Raw genomic sequence first — 19,032 nt, 5'->3', positions numbered from 1 at the left:
AACCTCTCGTGTGCCAGATCATCGCTGGACGCGGCGGGTTTCCGGGTGGGTTTCATACATCCGGACGGCGACGATGATTCCGGACACGGCGGTGAGTGCGGCGACGACCCAGACCGCGGCGCGCAGGCCCCACAGGTCGGCGATGATTCCGGCGAGCACGGCACCGACCGCGAAGCCGCCGTCGCGCCAGAGCCGGTAGACGCCGACCGCGCGGGCGCGCCAGGCGGGATGGGCGACATCGCCGACGACGGCGAGCAGGGTCGGGTAGACCATCGCGGTGCCCGCGCCGAGCAGTATCGCGGCCGGGAGCCACACAAAGAAGGTGCCGGCGAGGGCGACGAGGGCGAGCGCGGCGGCTTGGATAAGCATGCCCGCGGTGATGAAATGCTTGCGGCCCAACCGGTCTGACAGCATCCCGGTGACCAGTTGCCCGGCGCCCCAGACGGCGGGGTAGACCGCGGCGAGGATGCCGATGCGAGAGATCGAGAGCCCGGCGGTGGCGAACAGGATCGGGAACAGACCCCAGGCGAGGCCGTCGTTGAGATTGTTGACCATCCCGGCCTGGCTGGCCGCCGAGAGCGCGGGTTCGCGCAGGCTGGTGTTGGCGAAGACCTCCCGGCTGGTCAGCCCGGCGTGCAGGTGATCGTGGCGGCCGTCGCTCCGGGCGGCGTGCCGGCCGGCTTCCAGCCGGGCGTGACCGCGTGTTTCGCGCACGGTGAGCCCGGACAGACCGATGCCCAGCGCGACATAGGACGCTCCGAGCAGGAACGGGGCGGGCCGCAGGCCGTAGCGAGCGGCGAGGTATCCGGTGGCCACGGCGGTGAGGGCGACGGCGAGGTAACCCGCGGCCTCGTTGAGGCCCATCGCCAGGCCACGGCGGGCCGGTCCGGCGAGGTCGATCTTCATGATCACCGTGGTGGACCAGGTCAGTCCCTGGTTGACGCCGAGCAGGACATTGGCCGCCACGACCCATTCCCAGGTGGGCGCCCAGATCAGCAGCACCGGGATCGGGATGGCCACGAGCCATCCGGCGAGCAGGACGGGTTTGCGGCCGAACCGGTCCGACCAGGTGCCCGCGAAATAGTTGGTGGCGGCCTTGGTGACGCCGAACGCGAGCACGTAGGTCAGCAGGAACGTATAGCCGGTCAGGTGGAAGGTCTGCCCGGCCAGCAGCGGCAGCACGGTGCGCTCCTGCCCGAGTACGCCACCGACCAGGGCGTTGATGGTGACGAGCAGGCTGAACTGGGCGAGGTTGGCGCGGATGCCCAGCCGTGGTGGGGCGGTGGAGCGGGTCACCGCCCGCTCTCCGGATGCCTGCCGGTGACCGCGGCCCAGTCGTCCGGGCCACCGGTCAGCACGGCGAGGTCGCGGTGACCGGTTTGCTCGAGCAGGCTAGCCGCGCCCATCGCGCGTTCCCCGTGTCCGCACATCACCACCAGCGGTCCGTCCGGCACCTCATCGGCGCGGTGGGCCAGGTCGCCGAGTTCCACGTGCAGGGCCCCGGGCAGATGCCCGGAGGCGAATTCGGCGGCCTGCCGGATGTCGAGCACGCGGCCCTCCACCTGACCGGGCCCGACCAGGCGGGTGCCAGTGGTGGGGTGACCGTCGGCGGTCCAGGAATCGATGCCGCCGGTGAGTTCTCCGGCGAGGTCGAGGTACCCGATTTTGGTTGCCTGCCAGGCGATCTCGGCCGGGTCCTGGTCCGCCGCGCGCAGGATGATCAGCGGCCGGTCGTGCGGGGCGAGCCAGCCCAGCCAGGACGCGAACGCCGGCCGCAGCGGGATGGACAGCGCCCCCGGCACGTGCGCGGCGGCGAACTCCGGCACCGGCCGCACATCCACGAGTCGCGCGCCCTCGGCGAGCATGGCCCGGACGGTGGCGACGTCCAGACCGGCCAGTCCGGGTGTCCGGTCGAGCACGGCGGGCCCGCGCCGGTTGATCTCGCCGAGTCGCAGGAAGTACGGCGGGAAACTGCCCAGCGACTCCAGGAGCGCGGTGACGAAGTCGTCTTCGTCTTGCTTGCACAGCAGGGGATTCGTGGCCTTCTCGCGGCCGATGGTGCTGACTCGGTCAGCGCCGGGCGGGGCCGAGCAGAACGATCCGGCGCCGTGTGTGGGCCACACGGCCACGTCGTCCGGCAGCGCGGCGAGCCGCCGCAGCGAGGCGTACTGGGCGCGGGCCAGTGCCTCGGTCTCCTCGGGTGCGACGAGGTCCGTGCGGGCCGCCGAGCCCACCAGCAGGGAACCGCCGGTGAACACCCCGGCCGGGCGGTCGCCGTCGAGCAGCAGGAACGACAGATGCTCGTGGGTATGGCCCGGTGTGCCCAGTGTTCGCAGCCGGAGGCCGCCCAGGTCGACTTCGTCGCCGTCGCGGAGGCCATGGTGGGTGAATTCGCGGCGCCCGGCCGCCGAGGCCAGCACCCGCGTGCCCTCCGTCGCCGACAATTGCCGGGCGCCGGACAGGAAATCCGCGTGCAGGTGGGTATCGGCGGCGAAGGCCACTCGCAGCCCGCGCTGTCGCGCCGCGTACCAGGACGCGCGCAGGTCGAGGCTGACATCGACCACCAGCGCCCGGCCGTCGCCGAGGTCGACCAGGTAGGCGGAATTGCCCAGCCCCTCGTCGACGAGGGGAACCACGTCGACCGTGCTCATCGCCACCTCCTTGATGCTCATGTCCTACAATATTCCATAGAAGATTGGAGGACTATGGGCGACCGGGAAACGAAGAACGCCTTGTTCGATCTGTTTGCCCAGGTCGGCAAGGCTCTGGGCAACGGCAAGCGGCTGGAACTGCTCGACCTGCTGGCCCAGGGGGAGCGAACGGTCGACGCGCTCGCGCGGGCCGCGGAACTTGGGCTGACCACGGCCTCGGCGCATCTGCAGACCCTCAAGCGGGCCAATCTGGTGACCACCCGCAAGGAGGGCACCAAGATCTACTACCGGCTTGCCGGTTCCGATGTCGCCGCCCTCTACGCGCTGGTGCGAGCGGTGGCCAGTGAGCACCTGGCCGAGGTGGCCACCGCCCGCGCCGCCTACCTCGGTCCGGACACCGAGCAGGTCACGCGGGAGGAACTACTGCACCGCGTCGGCTCGGGCCAGGTGACGGTGATCGATGTGCGGCCGGTGGAAGAGTACGCCGCGGGGCATATCCCCGACGCGGTGTCGATCCCGCTGGATGAACTCGCGGACCGGTTGGCCGAGCTACCAGTCGATCAGGAGATCGTCGCCTACTGCCGCGGAGCCTATTGCGTCCTCGCCCACGACGCCGTCCGGCTCCTCACCGCCCAAGGCCGGCCGGCCCGCCGGCTGGCCGACGGGATGCTCGAATGGCGCCTGGCCGACCTTCCGGTCGCCACCTGACGACCTTGGTTCGCCGACGGGCGGCGATATCGGGCCACCGAACCCGGGCGACGGGCGAGAGCCGTGTCGGCGTCAGATGGTGATCACGTTGACGGCGAGGGAAGCGAGCACGGCGAGTGCTCGGGTTTGCCGGTCGCGGCGGGGGTCGGGGGGTGGGCGCAGGTCGGCGTAGGTGGTGAGGAACAGGTAGGTCAGTGCGGGTGCGAGCCAGTCGTTGGCGGAGAAGCCGGGCAGGCCGTCGCTGTTGAGTTGTGGCATGTTCGCCGAGATCCGCCAGAGGAACACCGACGCGGCGGCGAGCACGCCGACGGCCACCACATCCAGCCACGCCTTGCGGGGTAGCCGCCAGGCTGCCGCGGCCAAGGCGAGGACACCGGTGATGGCTGCGGTGAGCGCGATGTGGCCGGCACCGAAGGTTCCCGCTGTCACAAGGGCCTCGCTGTTCATAGGGGGAGCGTAGCCACGGTGATGTGTTGTGGCGTGATGTCTCGACCCGTGAACTGACTACATGGGACGGTCGTCTCGCGCTACCCGACGGGCTCTTGTTCCAGCAGCGCGGGACGGCTGTCCGTCCCGGCGGGCACCGGGTAGAAGCTGTGATGGGTGGCCGGATCGATGGCGACGACGTGTGCCCCGTCGGCCAGGTCGGCTCGGTCAAGGTTCGGCGATGAGGCTGCCCATGGCGCCGCGTTGTGCGTCGGCGAGCCGGTGGGTGGTGATGGTGTAGGTGCCGGGTCGGGGCAGGGTGAGTTCGACGAAGCCGCCTTCGCCGGGTTGCAGGTCGAGTTCCTGGGCCGCGCCGTCAGTGGGGTTGCCGGGTTGCAGTTGGTACGAGCCTTCTTTGAAGACGGTGTCGAATTGGGCGCCGACCACGTGGAAGGCGCTGGGTTTGTTGGGGCCGGAGTCGAGTAGCCACAGCCGGATGCGCTGTCCGGCGTGCACGCGGATCGATGCGTAGCGGTATTGGTCGGCGTAGCCGTTGAACACCACCAGGTCCGGATTTGCCGTGAGGAGTTGCGCCATGCTGCTCGCCCTGGGGGTGTGGCGGCATCTGGTGCGGCGGGTGTCGCTGCGCTACGAGACCTCCACCACTGACCAGGTTCGGCGAGGGCGGCAGCCCGTTCGGATCGGCTGAGGAGCAGGATCGGCAGCGGTTTCCGCGCGGCGGTCAGGCGGGGACCCGGGCCAGTGCCGTCGCGATTTCCCCGACTTTGCTTTTCGCGTCGCCGAAGAGCATCCGGCTGTTTTCCCGGAAGAACAACGGGTTCTGGACACCGGCGTAGCCCGCGGCCATCGATCGCTTGAACACTATGACGTTCTCGGCTTCCCATACCCTCAGCACGGGCATTCCCGCGATCGGGCTGCCGGGGTCTTCCGCCGCGGCCGGATTCACCGTGTCGTTGGCACCGATGACCAGGACGACATCGGTCCCGGCGAAGTCGTCGTTGATCTCGTCCATTTCCAACACGATGTCGTAGGGCACTTTGGCCTCGGCGAGAAGGACGTTCATGTGTCCGGGCAGGCGCCCGGCGACGGGATGGATGCCGAAGCGGACCGTGACACCCCGGTCGCGGAGCTGGCGTGTCAGTTCGGCGACGGGGTATTGGGCCTGAGCGACGGCCATGCCGTAGCCGGGGGTGATCACCACCGAGGACGCGGTGGCGAGCAGGTCGGCGGCTTCTTCGGCGGAGATTTCGCGGTGCTCGCCGTAGTCGGTGTCATCGTCGGCCCGGCCTTCGATGCCGAATCCTCCGGTGATGACGGAGACGAACGAGCGGTTCATGGCTTTGCACATGATGTAGGACAGGTAGGCGCCGGAGGAGCCGACGAGGGCGCCGGTGACGATGAGGACGTCCATGTTGAGCAGGAAGCCCGAGGCCGCGGCCGCCCAGCCGGAATAGCTGTTGAGCATCGACACCACGACCGGCATGTCCCCGCCTCCGATCGAGGCGACCAGGTGCCAGCCGAGCGCCAGCGCCAGTGCGGTCACGGCGATCAGCAGCCCGAGCCCAGGCGCGATCACGAACCACACCGTCAGTGCCGCGAAGGCCGCCAGCGCACCCAGGTTGAGGATGTTCTTGCCCGGCAACATCAACGGGGCGGACTTGAGCCGTCCGGACAGTTTGAGGAACGCCACGATCGAGCCGGTGCAGGTCACACCGCCGATGAAGATGCCGATGAAGACCTCGGCGTGGTGAATGCCCAGCAGGCTGCCGGTGAACCCGGCGGCCTGGGCCGGTGGGCCGGCCTCGACTTCGAGGTAACCGTTCCAGCCGACCAGGACGGCGGCCAGCCCGACGAACGAGTGCAGCAGCGCGATCAACTGGGGCATGCCGGTCATCTCGACGACGCGGGCGCGCCACAGCCCGGCGGCACCCCCGACGACGACGGCGGCGATCAGCAGCACGACCCCGATCCCCTGTCCTGGGCCGGAAGGCGTGGTGGCCACCAGGCCGATGGTCGCCGCCAGTGCGATGACCATGCCGGCCACGCCGTAGGTGAGACCCTGACGGGAGGTTTCGTGTTTGGACAGACCGGCGAGGCTGAGGATGAACAGGAGGGAGGCGACCAGATAAGCCGCCGTGGAGATGGAGGTAGCGGACACCGTTCGGTTCTCTTTTCAGTTCTTGCGGAACATGGCGAGCATCCGGCGTGTCACCGCGAAGCCGCCGATGATGTTGACGCTGGCGAGCAGGATGGCGACGGTCGACAGGCTTCGGACAGCCGGATCGTCCAGTCCTATCTGGAGGATCGCGCCGACGACGATCACGCCGGAAATGGCGTTGGTCACCGACATGAGCGGCGTGTGCAGCGCGTGGTGCACCTTCCCGATGACGTAGTAACCGATGACGACGGCGAGCGTGAGCACGGTGAAATGCTGCGGCAGCGGGGCGGGTGCGTAGGCGTTGATCAGGAAGAGCGCGAGAGCGCCGAGACCGGTCAGGCCCAGTCGAGTCGCTGCGGAACGTGGTTTTTTCTCTTCCGTGTCTGCCGGCTCGGTGGTTTTGCGGGAAAGCGGCGTGGCGGAGACCTCGACCGGCGGCGGTGGCCACAGAATTTCGCCGGAGTGGACGACGGTGAGGTTGCGCTGCACGACGTCGTCGAGGTCGAGGGTGAGCCGCCCGTCCTTCTCCGGCGTGAGCAGTTTGAGGAGGTTGACCAGATTCGTGCCGTACAGCTGGGAGGACTGCGCGGGCAACCGCGCGGGGAGGTCGGTGTAGCCGATGATCGTGACCCCGTTCGCGGTGGTCACGACCTCGTCGGCCACCGTGCCGGCGACATTGCCGCCCATGGCGGCCGCCATGTCGACGACGACGGAGCCGGGTTTCATGGCGGCCACGTCTTCTCCGGTCAGCAGACGCGGAGCCGGGCGGCCGGGGATCAGCGCCGTGGTGATGATGATGTCGACGTCTTCGGCCTGCTCACGGTAGATCTCGGCGGCACGCTTGTCATAGGCCTCCGACGTCGCCTTCGCGTAGCCGTCGGTGGAGGCCTCTTGCGGCACGTCCACGGCGAGGTATTCCCCGCCCAGTGACTTCACCTGATCGGCGACTTCGGGGCGTGGATCGGTCGCCCGTACGATCGCCCCCAGCGACGACGCGGCGCCGATCGCCGCCAACCCCGCCACCCCGGCGCCGGCGACGAGGACCTTCGCCGGTGGCACCTTGCCCGCCGCGGTCACCTGGCCGGTGAAGAACCGGCCGAAGTGGTGCGCGGCCTCGATCACCGCACGGTATCCCGCGATGTTCGCCATGCTCGACAACACATCCAGCGACTGCGCCCGGGAGATACGCGGCACGGCATCCATCGCCAGCCCGGTCACGCCGCGTTCGGCCAGCGCGGCCAGCAGCTCCGGATTCCGGGCCGGGGCGAGCAGACTGACGATCGTGGCGTCCGGCTTGAGCTTCCAGACCTCGTCGATTGCGGGATCGTTGACGCGGAGGACGATGTCGGCGCTCCATGCCTCGTCTTCCTCGCCGATCGTGGCTCCGGCGTCCGCATACGCGGCGTCGGAAAAAGTCGCCGCCGTTCCGGCGCCGGTTTCCACGAGTACGTCGTAACCAAGGGCCGTGAGCTGGCGGAGGGTCACCGGCGTCGCCGCGACACGTGTTTCCCTTGGTTTCCTCTCGCGAGGGATTCCGATACGCACCTGGACCAGGCCTCTTTCATCTCGGTGCACGTGGCTGCGGGGACTTCGCGGCCCAGGGATCCTCACCCGTGTTCCGCTTTGCCGGCCCGGCCGGAAGCAAGCACGACATAGGCGGTGAACCATACGGGAGATGCTTGACGGTTCGCCGGATCCGATCAATCGGATCAGTGAACCGACAATATGGCTCACTGATCCGGATAGTCAAGGGGCGCGGATGTGCGCCGACGCCAGGGAAAATCACAACCACCTGCGCGAAGCCGCACGTACAATCCTCGTTTGGCCGGGCCCCGTCCTGCCGGGACCCGGAGCTTCGCGGTCGCCGTCTACGACCCGAATGCCCCCACGGCAAGCGGTCGGCACGCGTGGTCAGGAACACCATCACCCACATCCGGTGGCGGCCCGGCCTTCGGTGGTCATCGTTTTCTTCCAAGCGTGGTCAGGGTTTCGGGTAACCGCCTTGTCCCGAAGGGACGGAATCCGCACCCGGCCGTGGCGAATCGGCTCGGGGAAAACGTCGCCGCCCTCCGGTGGAAAAACGGGGCCTGCACCGTGTCATCGGTGCGGCACATCGCCCGCCGTGTACCCACGCGGGGTCGGTGGGACGTGGTATCCGGTTGGTCAGCGTGTTTGGCGTGATCAAGGTGACAATCGTGTGCCAGCTGGGAGGATCGCCTGGTAAGCAAGCGCTTAGTACCTTGTACCTATGCCGCCATCCGCACGCTGCGCTTCGGCGACGATCCCGACCAGACCTACCGGGGCAGAATGGCGGAGACGTTGGGCTACCTCAAGCAACACAGGCAGTTCGGCCGCGCCGTCGGAGGATTCCAGGCGTTCAAGCACTGGTTGGCCGGCCTGATCGATCTCCCGGGAGCCAGCCGATGACCATCCAGTCGACACAGATCCGCCTCGCTGCCCGTCCGCTCGGCGAGCCGCGGGACAGCGACTTCCAGACCACCGTGCGGACACTGCCGCAGTTGCGGAACGGCCAGGTGTCGCTGCGCACTGTCTACTTGTCCTTGGACCCCTACATGCGCGGCCGGATGAGTGACGCGAAGTCCTATGCGGACCCCGTCGAGATCGGCGACGTCATGGTCGGCGGCACGGTCTGCGAGGTCATCGAGTCGCGTGCCGCCGGCCGCCAGGCCGGCGACCTGGTACTGGCCTACACCGGTTGGCAAACCCATGCCGTCGCCGACGCCCGGCACACCCGGCGGTTGGACCCGCGGCAGGCACCGGTGTCGACCGCGCTGGGCGTGCTCGGCATGCCCGGCTTCACGGCCTATGCCGGGCTGTTCGAAATCGGGCGGCCGAAGCCGGGGGAGACGGTGGTCGTCGCGGCGGCCACCGGGCCGGTCGGGTCGGCTGTCGGCCAGCTGGCCCGGTTGCGGGGCGCTCGTGCGGTCGGTATCGCCGGCGGCCCGCGGAAGTGCCGTGCCCTGCGGGAGGTTTTCGGCTTCGACGCGGCGATCGACCATCGTTCACCGACGTTTCGCGAGGATCTGGCAGCGGCTTCGCCGGACGGGGTCGACGTCTACTTCGAAAACGTCGGCGGGCCGGTCGCCGACGCCGTCACACACAGGCTGAACAAGTTCGCCCGCATCCCGGTCTGTGGCCTGGTGGCCGACTACAACGCGACCGGGCAACCCGAGGGGGTGGACCGGCTGCCCGGGTTCCTGCGCCGTGTCCTGACGCTGAGCCTGACCGTGCGAGGTTTTATCCAGGACGAGTTCGTGCCCAGCCTGCACGACGCCTTCCTCCACGACATGGCCGGCTGGGTCCGCGAGGGTTCGGTGCGCTACCGCGAAGACATCGTCGAAGGCCTGGAACAGGCGCCGGAGGCCTTTCGCGGCCTGCTGTCCGGAAGGAACTTCGGCAAGCTGCTGGTGCGGGTCGGTGAAGACCCGACACGGTGAAAGCGCGGCCGGGCAGTTGCGCGCGACGGTGGACTGGAGTCACGAGTTGAGCTTGACCCCGTAGCCCGGACACCGTGGCCTGTGGCACTGTGTGGCCACGAGGGAGGATGTTCGACATGCCTGCACCTTTCCCGCCCGAGTTCCGGCAGTTGGAGATGGAGAACGAAGTTCTCAAGCGCGCGGCGGCGTAAGAGCACGTGTCCTCAGCCTGACCGGCCTCGTCGCCTACCTCCAAGGAGATGCCCGTGCCAGCCTTGAGTTGCTCGAGGAGGCGTACCGCCTGGCCGCCGACCTCGGTGACGAAAGGGAATTGGCCCATGCCAAGCGCTATCTGGGCGAGGCTTTGACCTGGTACGGCGACGTCGAGCGCGGTGCGCGATTGCTGGACGAGGCGCTGGCTTGGCATCGCACCGCACCGCGGTGGACCGTGCAGGCCTTGACCACGTTCTACACCTGCGCTCAGGCCAACAGCCTGCTCGGGCACACCGATCGCGCGGTGACTTTGCTGGAGGAATGCCAGCGCATTTGCGCGTCACTGGGCGAGCGGTGGGCGCTGTCCTGGTCGGAATGGCACTTCGGCGTCGTCTGGTGGACCGCCGGTGCCCTGCGGAAAGCGTCGGCACGCCTGCGGGAAGCGCTGCGACGGAAACGGGAATTGCGCGACGATACGGGAGCGCCGTTCTGTCTGGAGCCACTCGGCTGGGTAGCGGCGGCCGAGGGAGATCCCCGCCGGGCCGCCTCCTCGACCACGACGAGGCCATCAGCTAAGCGCTGGGAGAGAAAACGACGGCCCGTTCCGAGTCCGCCGACGTGCCCGGGTGGGGGTCGATGCTGACCAAGCGGGAGCGCGAGGTCGCCGAACTGGTCGCGTCCGGCAAATCCAACCGCGAGATCGCCGTGACACTGGTGATCTCCCAGCGCACCGCGGAAAGCCACCTCGATCACATACGCGGCGAACTCGGATTCGCCTCCCGGGCGCAGATCGCGGCCTGGGCCAACGGCTTGCCCGCGGAAGGCTGACGCGATCTCGTCCGGCGCGGGGGAGGCCAGGTGGAGCGGGTTTGGCGTTCAGGGCCAGTTCGGTGCCGGCCGGGGCAGGGGACTGGCGCCTTCCGGTCGCAGTCCGTCGAAAATGATGGCGAGATAGCGTCGCCACAGATCCGAAGGAGCGCCGGGGAGGTTTTCGATTACGTGAACCGGCGCGCAGATCAGGAGGTAGATGTCCGTCGCCGTGACGTCGGGACGAAGAGCGCCACACTCGTGCGCCCGCTGAACCAGCGAGCCGATGTCCGCGTGCAACTGGTTTCGAATCCGGACGACCTGGGAGTTTTCGGCGCTGATCGACATCAGGAACGTCAGGTCCCGCTGCTGCCGGCGGTCCGCCGCCACCGTCAGGAACTCCAGAAGCGCCGCTCCTGCGTCCGCTGACTCCAGCAATCGTTCCGCGGTGGCCGTCAGGACTGCTATGTGGTTCGCGACGACCGCGGCGATCAACTCTTCCTTTGTCGCGAAATGACTGAAAACGGTGCCTTTGGCAACACCTGCCCGGCGGGCGATGTCGGCGACCGACGCTTCGATTCCCCGCTCCGCGAACTCGTCCTCGGCCGCGGCCAGGAGCAGTTCACGGTTGCGTGCCGCGTCGGAACGCAACGAGCGGGTTGGTGACGCCACGCGACCGATCGTAGCATATTGACCGCTTGGTCACCTTGCCGCTAGGTTGGCTCCAGAAACATGACCGATGAGTCAACTTAGCGGAGGATCTGCATGAAACTGGACGGCGCGACCGCCCTGGTCACCGGCACGAACCGAGGCCTCGGCCACCATTTCGCCACCGAATTGCTGCGCCGTGGCGCCAAGGTTTATGCCACGGCACGCCGCCCCGAACTGGTCGAGATCCCGGGTGCCGAGGTGCTGCGCCTCGACATCACCGACCAGGCGTCCGTCGAGGCCGCGGCGTCGGTCGCCACGGATGTCGACGTATTGATCAACAATGCCGCGTTCACCGCCGGCGGGAACCTGGTCACCGGTGACCTCGACGCGATCCGGCAGGTGATGGACTCGAACTACTACGGCACCCTCGCCATGATCCGGGCGTTCGCACCCATCCTCGCCCGCAACGGCGGCGGCGCCATTCTCAACGTCCTGTCGGCCGTGGCCTGGACCACTGTCGACGGCAACACCTCCTACGCGGCCGCCAAGTCCGCGGCATGGGGTCTGACCAACGGTGTGCGGGTCGAACTCGCCGCACAGGGAACCCACGTCGCCGCACTCGTCCCTTTTCTGATCGCCACTGAGACGCTGAAGGAGTACCTGGGCAATGCCGGGGTCGACATTTCCGAAGAGGTAATGGACGACCCGGCCGACCTCGCTCGGTTGGCCTTGGACGGGATCGAGGCAGGGGAAGTCGAGATTCTGGACCGGCTCAGCGCCGAGGCGAAAGCGACCCTCACCGGCCCTCCCCAGGCCTTGGACCTGAGTGCGGTCGGCAGCTGACGGCGGCCAGGCTGCGACAGAAGCCGAGCCGGTATCCGCGGGCGGAGAACCGGCTCGGCCACCGGCCACTCGATGAGTAAGTGGCACAACCGCACGGACCGTGCCAGAAGAGTGTTCAACTCAACGAAGAGGAAAACATGAGCGAGATCCGAATCGAGTTCGACGTCCCGGCTCAGATGCGCGACGGCACGGTCCTGAAAGCGGACATCTACCGTCCCGCCGGCGATCGCCGCCGCCCGGTGTTGTTGAGCAGGCTTCCGTACAACAAGAGTGGCCCGGTGATGGTGCAACTCCTCAACCCCGTCGGCCTGGCCAAACGCGGCTATATCGTGGTGCTGCAGGATACGCGGGGCCGATTTGCCTCCGAAGGCGAATGGGACCCGTTGACCTACGAGGAACAGGACGGCTATGACACCGTCCGTTGGGCCGCCTCCCTTCCCGGAGCCAACGGGTCCGTGGGCATGTACGGGGCCAGTTACCTCGGGAACGCTCAATGGATGGCAGCGCTGGCGAAACCACCAGAGCTCACAGCGATCGCGCCGATGATGACCTGGTCCGAACCGGACGACGGGCTCTTCGCCCGGGGTGGGGCCACCGAATTCGGCTTCTGTGTTCCGTGGTCGCTCCTGCACGGACTGAATACCGTCATCCGGCGCCACGCCGGTGACCCGGACAGCGGTGCCAAGCCGCTGCTCTCGCTGATCGAAGAGTTCGACGATGTCGCGTCCAAGGCCTACCAGGAACTGCCGGCAGGCCGGCCGCCGGTCTTTCGCCGCCAGGACGTGCCCGAAATCGGTTCGGAGCGGTCGCGCCGGGAGTCTGGCTGGTCCTCGGCCTGCCGCATCGCGGGCAGGCACGCTGAGATCGATTTGCCGTCGCTGACCATCGGCGGCTGGTACGACATGTTCTTGCAGGGCTCGCTCGATGGATACATGGCCATGCGCGCGGCCGGCCGCCCCGCGAACCTCGTCGTCGGTCCCTGGGTACACGGAGCAACCTTCGGCCCTCAGACCGGCGATGTGAACTTCGGATTGGCCGCGAGTGGCGATCTTCTCGGCCTCACCGGAAGCCTTACCGATATCCAGGCCGACTGGTTCGCCCGGTGGCTGCCCGGCGCGGACGAACCCCGGAATCCCTCCGGGGCCGGCCTGCCGCCGGTTTTCCTGTTTGTCATGGGCGCCAACACCTGGCGGGCGGAGCAGAGTTGGCCACTGGAACGCGCCGTCGACACCAGCGTGTACCTGCGCGCCGAAGGTTCACTGTCCCTCGAACCGCCGTCGGCCGACGAGGGCTATGACGCCTACGCCTACGATCCGGCCGATCCCTGTCCCACAACGGGGGGTGCCATCCTTATGTCCACTGAGTACCGCAGCGGCCCCGTGGACCAGGCGGCCATCGAGCGGCGAGCCGACCTTCTCGTCTACGACTCCGCCCCCCTGGAGTCCGATGTCGAGGTAACCGGCCGGATCAAGGCGATTCTGCACACTCGGACGGACGCCCCCTCGACCGATTGGGTCGTCCGGCTTTGCGACGTCGATCCGAGCGGCCGGTCTCTCAACGTCGTCGACGGCATCGCACGGGTCGAGGGACAGCAGGACGCGTTCGCCGAGAACACCGTGGACCTGTGGTCCACCAGTTACCTCTTCAAGAAGGGGCACCGCCTTCGGGTCCACCTCACCTCGAGCAACTTCCCTCGCTGGGATCGCAACCTCAACACCGGGGAGTCGATCGACACCGGGACGGCCTGGCAGGTGGCCAACCAACAGGTCGTGCACGACGCGGCAAGGCCTTCCCGGATCGTGCTCCCCATCGTGCCTGGCCCACAGGCCGGTTGACCTCGGTTCGGTTCCTCGCAAAGGATTCATCGACAAGACAGGGAACGCGTTACGGCTCAAGCGATCGTGAATCCGCCGTCGCAGACGATCGACTGTCCGCACACGTATCCGCCCGCCGGGGACACCAGCCAGACCCGCGTCGCGGCGATCTCCGCCGTATTCCCCTTGCGGGCAAGGGGAATACGGTTGATGAGGGTCGCCCTGTACTCGTCGGAGTATTGGTCCGTCATCTCGGTGGCGAAGAACCCGGGGACGATCGCATTGACCCGGATTCCCTTGCGAGCCCGGCCGCGGTGCCCACTCCGCCGGCGGCCGCATGGACCAGAAGTACCTCGCCTGACGCTATCCGGGCGCGGCGGTGGAGCGCGAACCAGCTGGTCTGATGCCCGATGTAGAGCGCCGCGGCCTGGGCGTCGTCGAGCCCGGGCGGCGCGTGGAACGTGCTGGATGCCTCCATCAGCGCGAGTTCGGCGAAGGCGCCGGTCGGGGCCGTCGGCGATCCCATGACACGGTCACCGATGGCGAAGCCGGAGACGCCGTCACCCACTGCGATGATCTTGCCGCACCGCTCGATCCCGGGGACGAACGGAAGCTCGGGCCGGACCTGGTATCGGCCGCGGCACATCAGGACATCCGGAAAGTTCGCGGCCGCGGCCAGCACGGAGACCAGGACTTGTCCAGCCTGTGGACGTGGATCGGCGACCTCGGCAAGCGTCATGACGTCCTTGGGCTCGCCCAACTCGAGGACCTGCCACGCCTTCACCGTGCGGCCTTGCGCGCTGCCCCCGGTCGCACTCGTAAGAGTGCGACGCAGCGGTGCCGGCCCCGGAGCGAGTCGAACGCGCCCCGAGAGGTCTCGCCCAGCGGGGCGCGGGTTGTTGCGGTGGTCGCGGCTCTGGGCACGACGACTCCTCCGTGAACTGGTGGATCCATGAGCAACCTACTTGAACCTGGATCCGGATTCAATTACGGTGATCGCGGATGAGGAGGCGCGATGATGCGACTGATCTCCGTGGGCCCGTGTCGCTGGTGCGTCGCAGGCGCGCAAACCGCGAAGTCAGGCAAAGCCATGGCTCAACGGTGACCGGCCGGGCGGAAGGCGCGTCCGGCCGGTCCGTTTGCCCGGATGTGGTCCACCAACGTCGAAGCTCCCTGTTTCTTGCCCCAGGCGCTTCTCCGCAAGCTCGTCCCCGGATCCGCGGTCGTGGCCCTGTCGCCGATCTCCGGCGGTGGAGCGGGATCGTCGTCGCTATGGACTACTCCGGACTGGTTGAGGACCTGATATGACAAACCTCGCAGAACTGATCGATGCGGCGGCGACGCGTTACCCCGACAGGATCGCGATAGTCGCGGGGGAGCGGCGTTTGCCGTTCCGGGAAATTCGCGACCGCGCCAACAGCCTCGCGGACACGTTGCGGCGCAAGGGTGTCCAGCCCGGGGCCAGGGTTGCTTTGTCTTGTCCGAACGTCCCGGAATTCACCATCGCGTACTGGGGGATCCTCAAAGCGGGAGCGGTCGTCGTTCCGTTGAATGTCACTCTCCGGGGCCGGGAGATCGCTTATCATCTCGAGGACTCACGATCGACCGCATATATCGCGCATGACGCGCCCACGGGCCGGGCTCTCGTCGAAGCGGCACGTGACGGCTTCGACCGAGTTGAGTCCTGCTCGCTTTTCGTCTCCATCTCCGACGGTCCGGAGTGCGGTGTGACGCTGGTCGACCATGAGCCGCTCTCGGGCGACAACGGTCTTCCCACCCTCGAGCGCGGCGACGAGGACACCGCGGTCATTCTTTACACTTCGGGTACGACCGGCCAACCCAAGGGTGCCGAACTCGGGCATCGTAATCTGCGCGAAAACGCACTCGCCACCCGCCATGTCTATGGCATCGATGCCGCTCTTCCCGACACGTATCTGTGTGTCTTGCCACTCTTTCACGCCTTCGGGCAGACGTGTATCCAGAACGGGGCAACGGCTTTCGGGGGGACCGTGGTGATGCTTCCCCGATTTGATCCGTCCGAATGCCTGAGACTGATGATCGACGAACGGGTGACGATCTTCGCGGGCGTGCCGACCATGTATTGGGGATTGCTCGGAGCCCTCGACGACGCCACGGGTGTCCGTCAGCTGGAAGGCAGTCTCCGGGTGGCGGCCGCAGGTGGCGCGGCCTTGCCCGCGGAGGTTCACCGCCAGTTCGCGCAAAGATTCGGGGTCCAGATCCTCGAGGGCTACGGGCTTTCCGAGACCTCTCCGACGGCTACCTCGTCCGTGCTGGGGGAGCCGTTGCGGCTCGGCTCTATCGGCAGGCCCATTCCGGGCGTCGAGATGAAGCTGATCAACGACGACTGGAGCGATGTGCCCGATACGCCCGGCGCCGTGGGAGAGATCGCGATAAAGGGCCATAACGTGATGAAGGGTTACCACAACCGTCCTGAGGCCACGGCCGCGGCGATCCGCGACGGCTGGTTCCGCTCCGGTGACCTGGGAAAAAAGGACGCCGACGGTTTCTATTACATCGTGGGCCGCGTCAAGGACCTGATCATCCGTGGCGGTTTCAACGTGTATCCCCGTGAGCTCGAGGAGGTGCTGATGACGCACCCGGCCGTCTCGTTGGTCGCCGTGATCGGCACTCCCCACGAGACGCTCGGCGAGGAGATCAAGGCCGTCGCGATCAAGAACGACGGCTTCGACGACGTCACCGAGGCCGACCTCGTCGAATGGGGCAAGAAGCAGTTCGCCTCCTACAAGTACCCCCGGGTTGTCGAGTTCGTCGACAAGTTCCCCACGACCCCGACCGGCAAGATCCTCAAGCGAGAGCTGCGCTGATTGGTTCTCGCATCATGGCGGCCGGACTGACTTGGCCGGATTTTCCGGCGTGGCTGCCGTCGGATTGGTAACGAACGGCACAGTACCCAAGGAGACCCGATGGAGTTCGCACCGAGTCCGAGAGCACGTGAGTACCAGGCGAAGCTCCTGGAGTTCATGGACGACCACATTTATCCGGCCGAGCCCGTCTATGCCGCCCAGATGGCCGAATCGGGTGATCCTCAATTCCATCCGCCGATCCTGGAAGAGCTCAAGACCGAGGCCAGGAAGCGTGGCCTGTGGAACTTGTTTCACCCGCATGAGAACGAAGCGTGGGGATCGCCGGGTTTGAGCAACCTCGACTACGCGCCCTTGGCGGAGATCATGGGTCGCAGTCCGCACCTGGCTCCGGAGGCTACCAACTGCAATGCTCCTGACACCGGCAATATGGAGGTGTTGGAGCTGTTCGGGACCGCCGAGCACAAGGAGAAGTGGCTCAAGCCACTGCTTGCGGGCGAGATCGCCTCGGCGTTCGCGATGACCGAGCCGGCGGTGGCGAGCTCGGATGCCACCAATGTCCAGCTGCGGATGGACGCCGACGGCGACCAGTACGTCCTCAATGGACGCAAGTGGTTCGCCTCGAATGCGTTGCACGCGAACTGCAAGGTCCTCATCGTGATGGGCAAGACCGACGTCGGCGCGGTTGCCCACCGCCAGCAGTCGATGATGGTCGTGCCGCTGGACACGCCGGGTGTGACCGTCGTGCGTGGCCTGCCGGTGTTCGGCTACCTGGACCGCGAGGGTCATGCGGAAATTGTTTTCGAGGACGTCCGGGTACCCAAGACCGCGTTGCTTGCCGGCGAGGGCGATGGGTTCCTGATCAGTCAGGCCCGTCTGGGCCCGGGCCGCATCCATCACTGCATGCGGACGATCGGCATGGCCGAGCGAGCGCTGGACATGATGATCTCGAGGGCGCAGAACCGGGTTACCTTCGGCGAACCGGTCGCGAACAGGTCGAACATTCAGGACTGGATCGCCGAGGCACGCATCGATATCGAGATGATCCGCCTTCTCACGCTCAAAACCGCGTGGTTGATGGACACGGCCGGGAATCAGAAGGCGAGGGTCGAGATCGCCGCGATCAAGGTCGCCGCGCCCGAGGTGGCGCTGAAGATCATCGATCGTGCCATCCAGGTCCACGGTGGCGGGGGCGTGACCGACGACTTCCCGCTCGCCTCGTTCTGGGCCCTTGTCCGAACCCTGCGCCTGGCCGACGGGCCCGACGAGGTCCATAAGCGCACCATCGCCCGCGTCGAGCTGGGCCGTGTCTCCCCGGGCTGGAACAAGAAGAAATGACCCAGTGCACCCCCGCCGCCCACGCGCGCTCGATTGACCTGCACCAATGGGACGGTTGACGGTGCCTGGGCGGCGGGCGGGGCACGTTTGCGTTCTGAACTCGGCTTCAGTACAAAGAGGCCATGAGCGAACGGACGGCGGGTGACGTGATGGACGATGTCCCCGCGCTCGCCGACACGACAGGCATGAAGGAGCCACCGGCGACCGCCCGTGGCATGCGGATGCGTGCCACGCTCGTCGCCGCCGCACGAACGGTTTTCGAGCGCGATGGGTTCCTCACCTCGCGTCTGACCGATATCACCGCAGAGGCGAACTGCTCGACCGGCACCTTCTACACCTACTTCGCGAGCAAGGAAGAAGCCTTCACCGCTGTCCTGGAAGCGGCTCAAGACGACATGCTCCACCCGGGAATGCCTCGTCTCGCGGACTCCGACGACGTGGTCGCCGTCATCGAGGCGAGTAACCGGGCCTACCTCGTGGCGTACAAGCGCAACGCGAAGCTCATGGCCCTGATGCACCAGGTGGCGGCCATCGATCCGAAGTTCAAGGAATTGCGCGTCCGGCGTTCTCAACTTTTCGCCGAGCGCAACGCGCGCCACATCCGCGACCTGCAGCAGCGCGGTCTCGTCGACGCGTCCCTCGATCCCTTGTTGACCGCGAGGACACTGTCCGGAATGGTCAGTCGCGCCGCCGAGGACAGCTTCGTCAACGAAGATCGTGACGTCGAGGAGGTCGTGGCGGTCGTGACCACGTTGTGGGTCAACGGGCTCAAACTGGCCGCCTGACCTCGGGATCGATCAGGCGAGATCGCAGGTCGGTAGCCGGTGATCACGGGGCGTCGGCACCCTCGTGATCGCCTGCACCGGCCGGTAGCGGGGCCGGGAATCGGAACCTTCTCGTAGCCGTAGTTCAGCCCGTGGGCGAAGCCGTCGAAGGCCCTGAGCTCTAGCGACGTGGTCAAGGCGCGGGCTCCTCGCCCGCTCGGGCCGCCCTGCTTCGCATGCGCGGCGCCTCGACGTCGACACGATGCGTCATTTCCGTCTCATGTTGCATAAGCATTACTGCTACTTTTCGAGCTGAGGCCTTGCATCTAGCGAGAACTTGTCTACAGTGTGATAGTCG

At 67.1% G+C, this 19,032-nt stretch carries 18 protein-coding genes; 9 read left to right on the top strand and 9 right to left on the bottom strand.

Annotated elements, in window-relative coordinates:
• Window positions 1–18 precede the first annotated feature (18 nt).
• Both ACFSXZ_RS04560 and ACFSXZ_RS04555 read right to left on the bottom strand, forming a co-directional pair.
• The gene (locus tag ACFSXZ_RS04560) at window positions 19–1,296 is read right to left on the bottom strand and encodes an MFS transporter (protein ID WP_378261526.1); all 1,278 of its coding nucleotides are present in this window, start codon (window positions 1,294–1,296) and stop codon (window positions 19–21) included.
• Entirely contained in the window at window positions 1,293–2,672 is a 1,380-nt protein-coding gene (locus ACFSXZ_RS04555) for an MBL fold metallo-hydrolase (protein ID WP_378261524.1), read from the bottom strand. The genes ACFSXZ_RS04560 and ACFSXZ_RS04555 overlap by 4 nt, the downstream gene beginning before the upstream one ends.
• Before the next feature lie 33 nt (window positions 2,673–2,705).
• On the opposite strand from ACFSXZ_RS04555, the gene ACFSXZ_RS04550 reads away from it, so the two are divergent.
• Window positions 2,706–3,359, top strand: a complete 654-nt coding sequence (locus tag ACFSXZ_RS04550) for an ArsR/SmtB family transcription factor (RefSeq protein ID WP_378261522.1) — start codon at window positions 2,706–2,708, stop codon at window positions 3,357–3,359.
• A 72-nt stretch (window positions 3,360–3,431) separates the two neighbouring features.
• On the opposite strand, the gene ACFSXZ_RS04545 is transcribed toward ACFSXZ_RS04550, so the two are convergent.
• From ACFSXZ_RS04545 to ACFSXZ_RS04530, 4 genes are all read right to left on the bottom strand, one after another.
• Window positions 3,432–3,806, bottom strand: a complete 375-nt coding sequence (locus tag ACFSXZ_RS04545) for a hypothetical protein (protein ID WP_378261520.1) — start codon at window positions 3,804–3,806, stop codon at window positions 3,432–3,434.
• Between the two features lie 207 nt (window positions 3,807–4,013).
• Window positions 4,014–4,382, bottom strand: coding sequence for a hypothetical protein (locus ACFSXZ_RS04540; protein ID WP_378261518.1), 369 nt, complete (start codon window positions 4,380–4,382; stop codon window positions 4,014–4,016).
• A 145-nt stretch (window positions 4,383–4,527) separates the two neighbouring features.
• Window positions 4,528–5,964 (bottom strand): Re/Si-specific NAD(P)(+) transhydrogenase subunit beta, encoded by a 1,437-nt coding sequence (pntB, locus tag ACFSXZ_RS04535; protein WP_378261516.1) that lies wholly within the window; start codon window positions 5,962–5,964, stop codon window positions 4,528–4,530.
• A gap of 15 nt (window positions 5,965–5,979) precedes the next feature.
• Entirely contained in the window at window positions 5,980–7,509 is a 1,530-nt protein-coding gene (locus ACFSXZ_RS04530) for a Re/Si-specific NAD(P)(+) transhydrogenase subunit alpha (protein ID WP_378261514.1), read from the bottom strand.
• An 878-nt stretch (window positions 7,510–8,387) separates the two neighbouring features.
• Here ACFSXZ_RS04530 and ACFSXZ_RS04525 point away from each other — a divergent pair.
• The 3 genes from ACFSXZ_RS04525 to ACFSXZ_RS04515 all read left to right on the top strand — a co-directional run bounded on the left by ACFSXZ_RS04525 (window position 8,388) and on the right by ACFSXZ_RS04515 (window position 10,442).
• Complete coding sequence (locus ACFSXZ_RS04525; protein WP_378261512.1) at window positions 8,388–9,422, top strand: NADP-dependent oxidoreductase; 1,035 nt, start codon at window positions 8,388–8,390, stop codon at window positions 9,420–9,422.
• Between the two features lie 259 nt (window positions 9,423–9,681).
• Window positions 9,682–10,257, top strand: a complete 576-nt coding sequence (locus ACFSXZ_RS04520; protein WP_378261510.1) for a hypothetical protein — start codon at window positions 9,682–9,684, stop codon at window positions 10,255–10,257.
• Window positions 10,251–10,442 carry a response regulator transcription factor gene (locus tag ACFSXZ_RS04515; protein ID WP_378261508.1) on the top strand — a complete coding sequence of 64 codons (192 nt, stop codon included), beginning with the start codon at window positions 10,251–10,253 and terminating at the stop codon, window positions 10,440–10,442. Before ACFSXZ_RS04520 ends, ACFSXZ_RS04515 begins: the two co-directional genes overlap by 7 nt.
• Before the next feature lie 48 nt (window positions 10,443–10,490).
• Here ACFSXZ_RS04515 and ACFSXZ_RS04510 read toward each other — a convergent pair whose 3' ends face one another.
• Window positions 10,491–11,093 carry a TetR/AcrR family transcriptional regulator gene (locus ACFSXZ_RS04510; RefSeq protein WP_378261506.1) on the bottom strand — a complete coding sequence of 201 codons (603 nt, stop codon included), beginning with the start codon at window positions 11,091–11,093 and terminating at the stop codon, window positions 10,491–10,493.
• Window positions 11,094–11,186: 93 nt separating this feature from the next.
• Here ACFSXZ_RS04510 and ACFSXZ_RS04505 point away from each other — a divergent pair, with 93 nt between their 5' ends.
• On the top strand, window positions 11,187–11,915 hold the full coding sequence (locus ACFSXZ_RS04505) for an SDR family NAD(P)-dependent oxidoreductase (protein WP_378261504.1): 729 nt from the start codon (window positions 11,187–11,189) through the stop codon (window positions 11,913–11,915).
• A gap of 137 nt (window positions 11,916–12,052) precedes the next feature.
• Window positions 12,053–13,750 carry a CocE/NonD family hydrolase gene (locus ACFSXZ_RS04500; RefSeq protein WP_378261502.1) on the top strand — a complete coding sequence of 566 codons (1,698 nt, stop codon included), beginning with the start codon at window positions 12,053–12,055 and terminating at the stop codon, window positions 13,748–13,750.
• 56 nt (window positions 13,751–13,806) lie between these two features.
• Here the strand turns inward: ACFSXZ_RS04500 and ACFSXZ_RS04495 are convergent, their stop codons facing one another.
• Entirely contained in the window at window positions 13,807–13,980 is a 174-nt protein-coding gene (locus ACFSXZ_RS04495) for an SDR family oxidoreductase (RefSeq protein WP_378261500.1), read from the bottom strand.
• Complete coding sequence (locus ACFSXZ_RS04490; protein ID WP_378261498.1) at window positions 13,977–14,513, bottom strand: alcohol dehydrogenase catalytic domain-containing protein; 537 nt, start codon at window positions 14,511–14,513, stop codon at window positions 13,977–13,979. Before ACFSXZ_RS04490 ends, ACFSXZ_RS04495 begins: the two co-directional genes overlap by 4 nt.
• A 520-nt stretch (window positions 14,514–15,033) precedes the next feature.
• Between ACFSXZ_RS04490 and ACFSXZ_RS04485 the strand changes: the two genes are divergently transcribed.
• The 3 genes from ACFSXZ_RS04485 to ACFSXZ_RS04475 all read left to right on the top strand — a co-directional run bounded on the left by ACFSXZ_RS04485 (window position 15,034) and on the right by ACFSXZ_RS04475 (window position 18,695).
• Window positions 15,034–16,575: a long-chain-fatty-acid--CoA ligase gene (locus tag ACFSXZ_RS04485; RefSeq protein ID WP_378261496.1), complete on the top strand. Its 1,542-nt coding sequence runs from the start codon at window positions 15,034–15,036 to the stop codon at window positions 16,573–16,575.
• 99 nt (window positions 16,576–16,674) lie between these two features.
• On the top strand, window positions 16,675–17,910 hold the full coding sequence (locus ACFSXZ_RS04480; protein ID WP_378261494.1) for an acyl-CoA dehydrogenase family protein: 1,236 nt from the start codon (window positions 16,675–16,677) through the stop codon (window positions 17,908–17,910).
• A 122-nt stretch (window positions 17,911–18,032) separates the two neighbouring features.
• On the top strand, window positions 18,033–18,695 hold the full coding sequence (locus tag ACFSXZ_RS04475) for a TetR/AcrR family transcriptional regulator (RefSeq protein WP_378261492.1): 663 nt from the start codon (window positions 18,033–18,035) through the stop codon (window positions 18,693–18,695).
• Window positions 18,696–19,032: the final 337 nt, after the last annotated feature.

The organism is Amycolatopsis pigmentata (assembly GCF_042684065.1).
In the GTDB taxonomy this organism is placed as follows: domain Bacteria; phylum Actinomycetota; class Actinomycetes; order Mycobacteriales; family Pseudonocardiaceae; genus Amycolatopsis_E; species Amycolatopsis_E pigmentata.
Note: the sequence above shows the minus strand (reverse complement) of the source record. Positions and strands in the feature narration are given on the sequence as shown.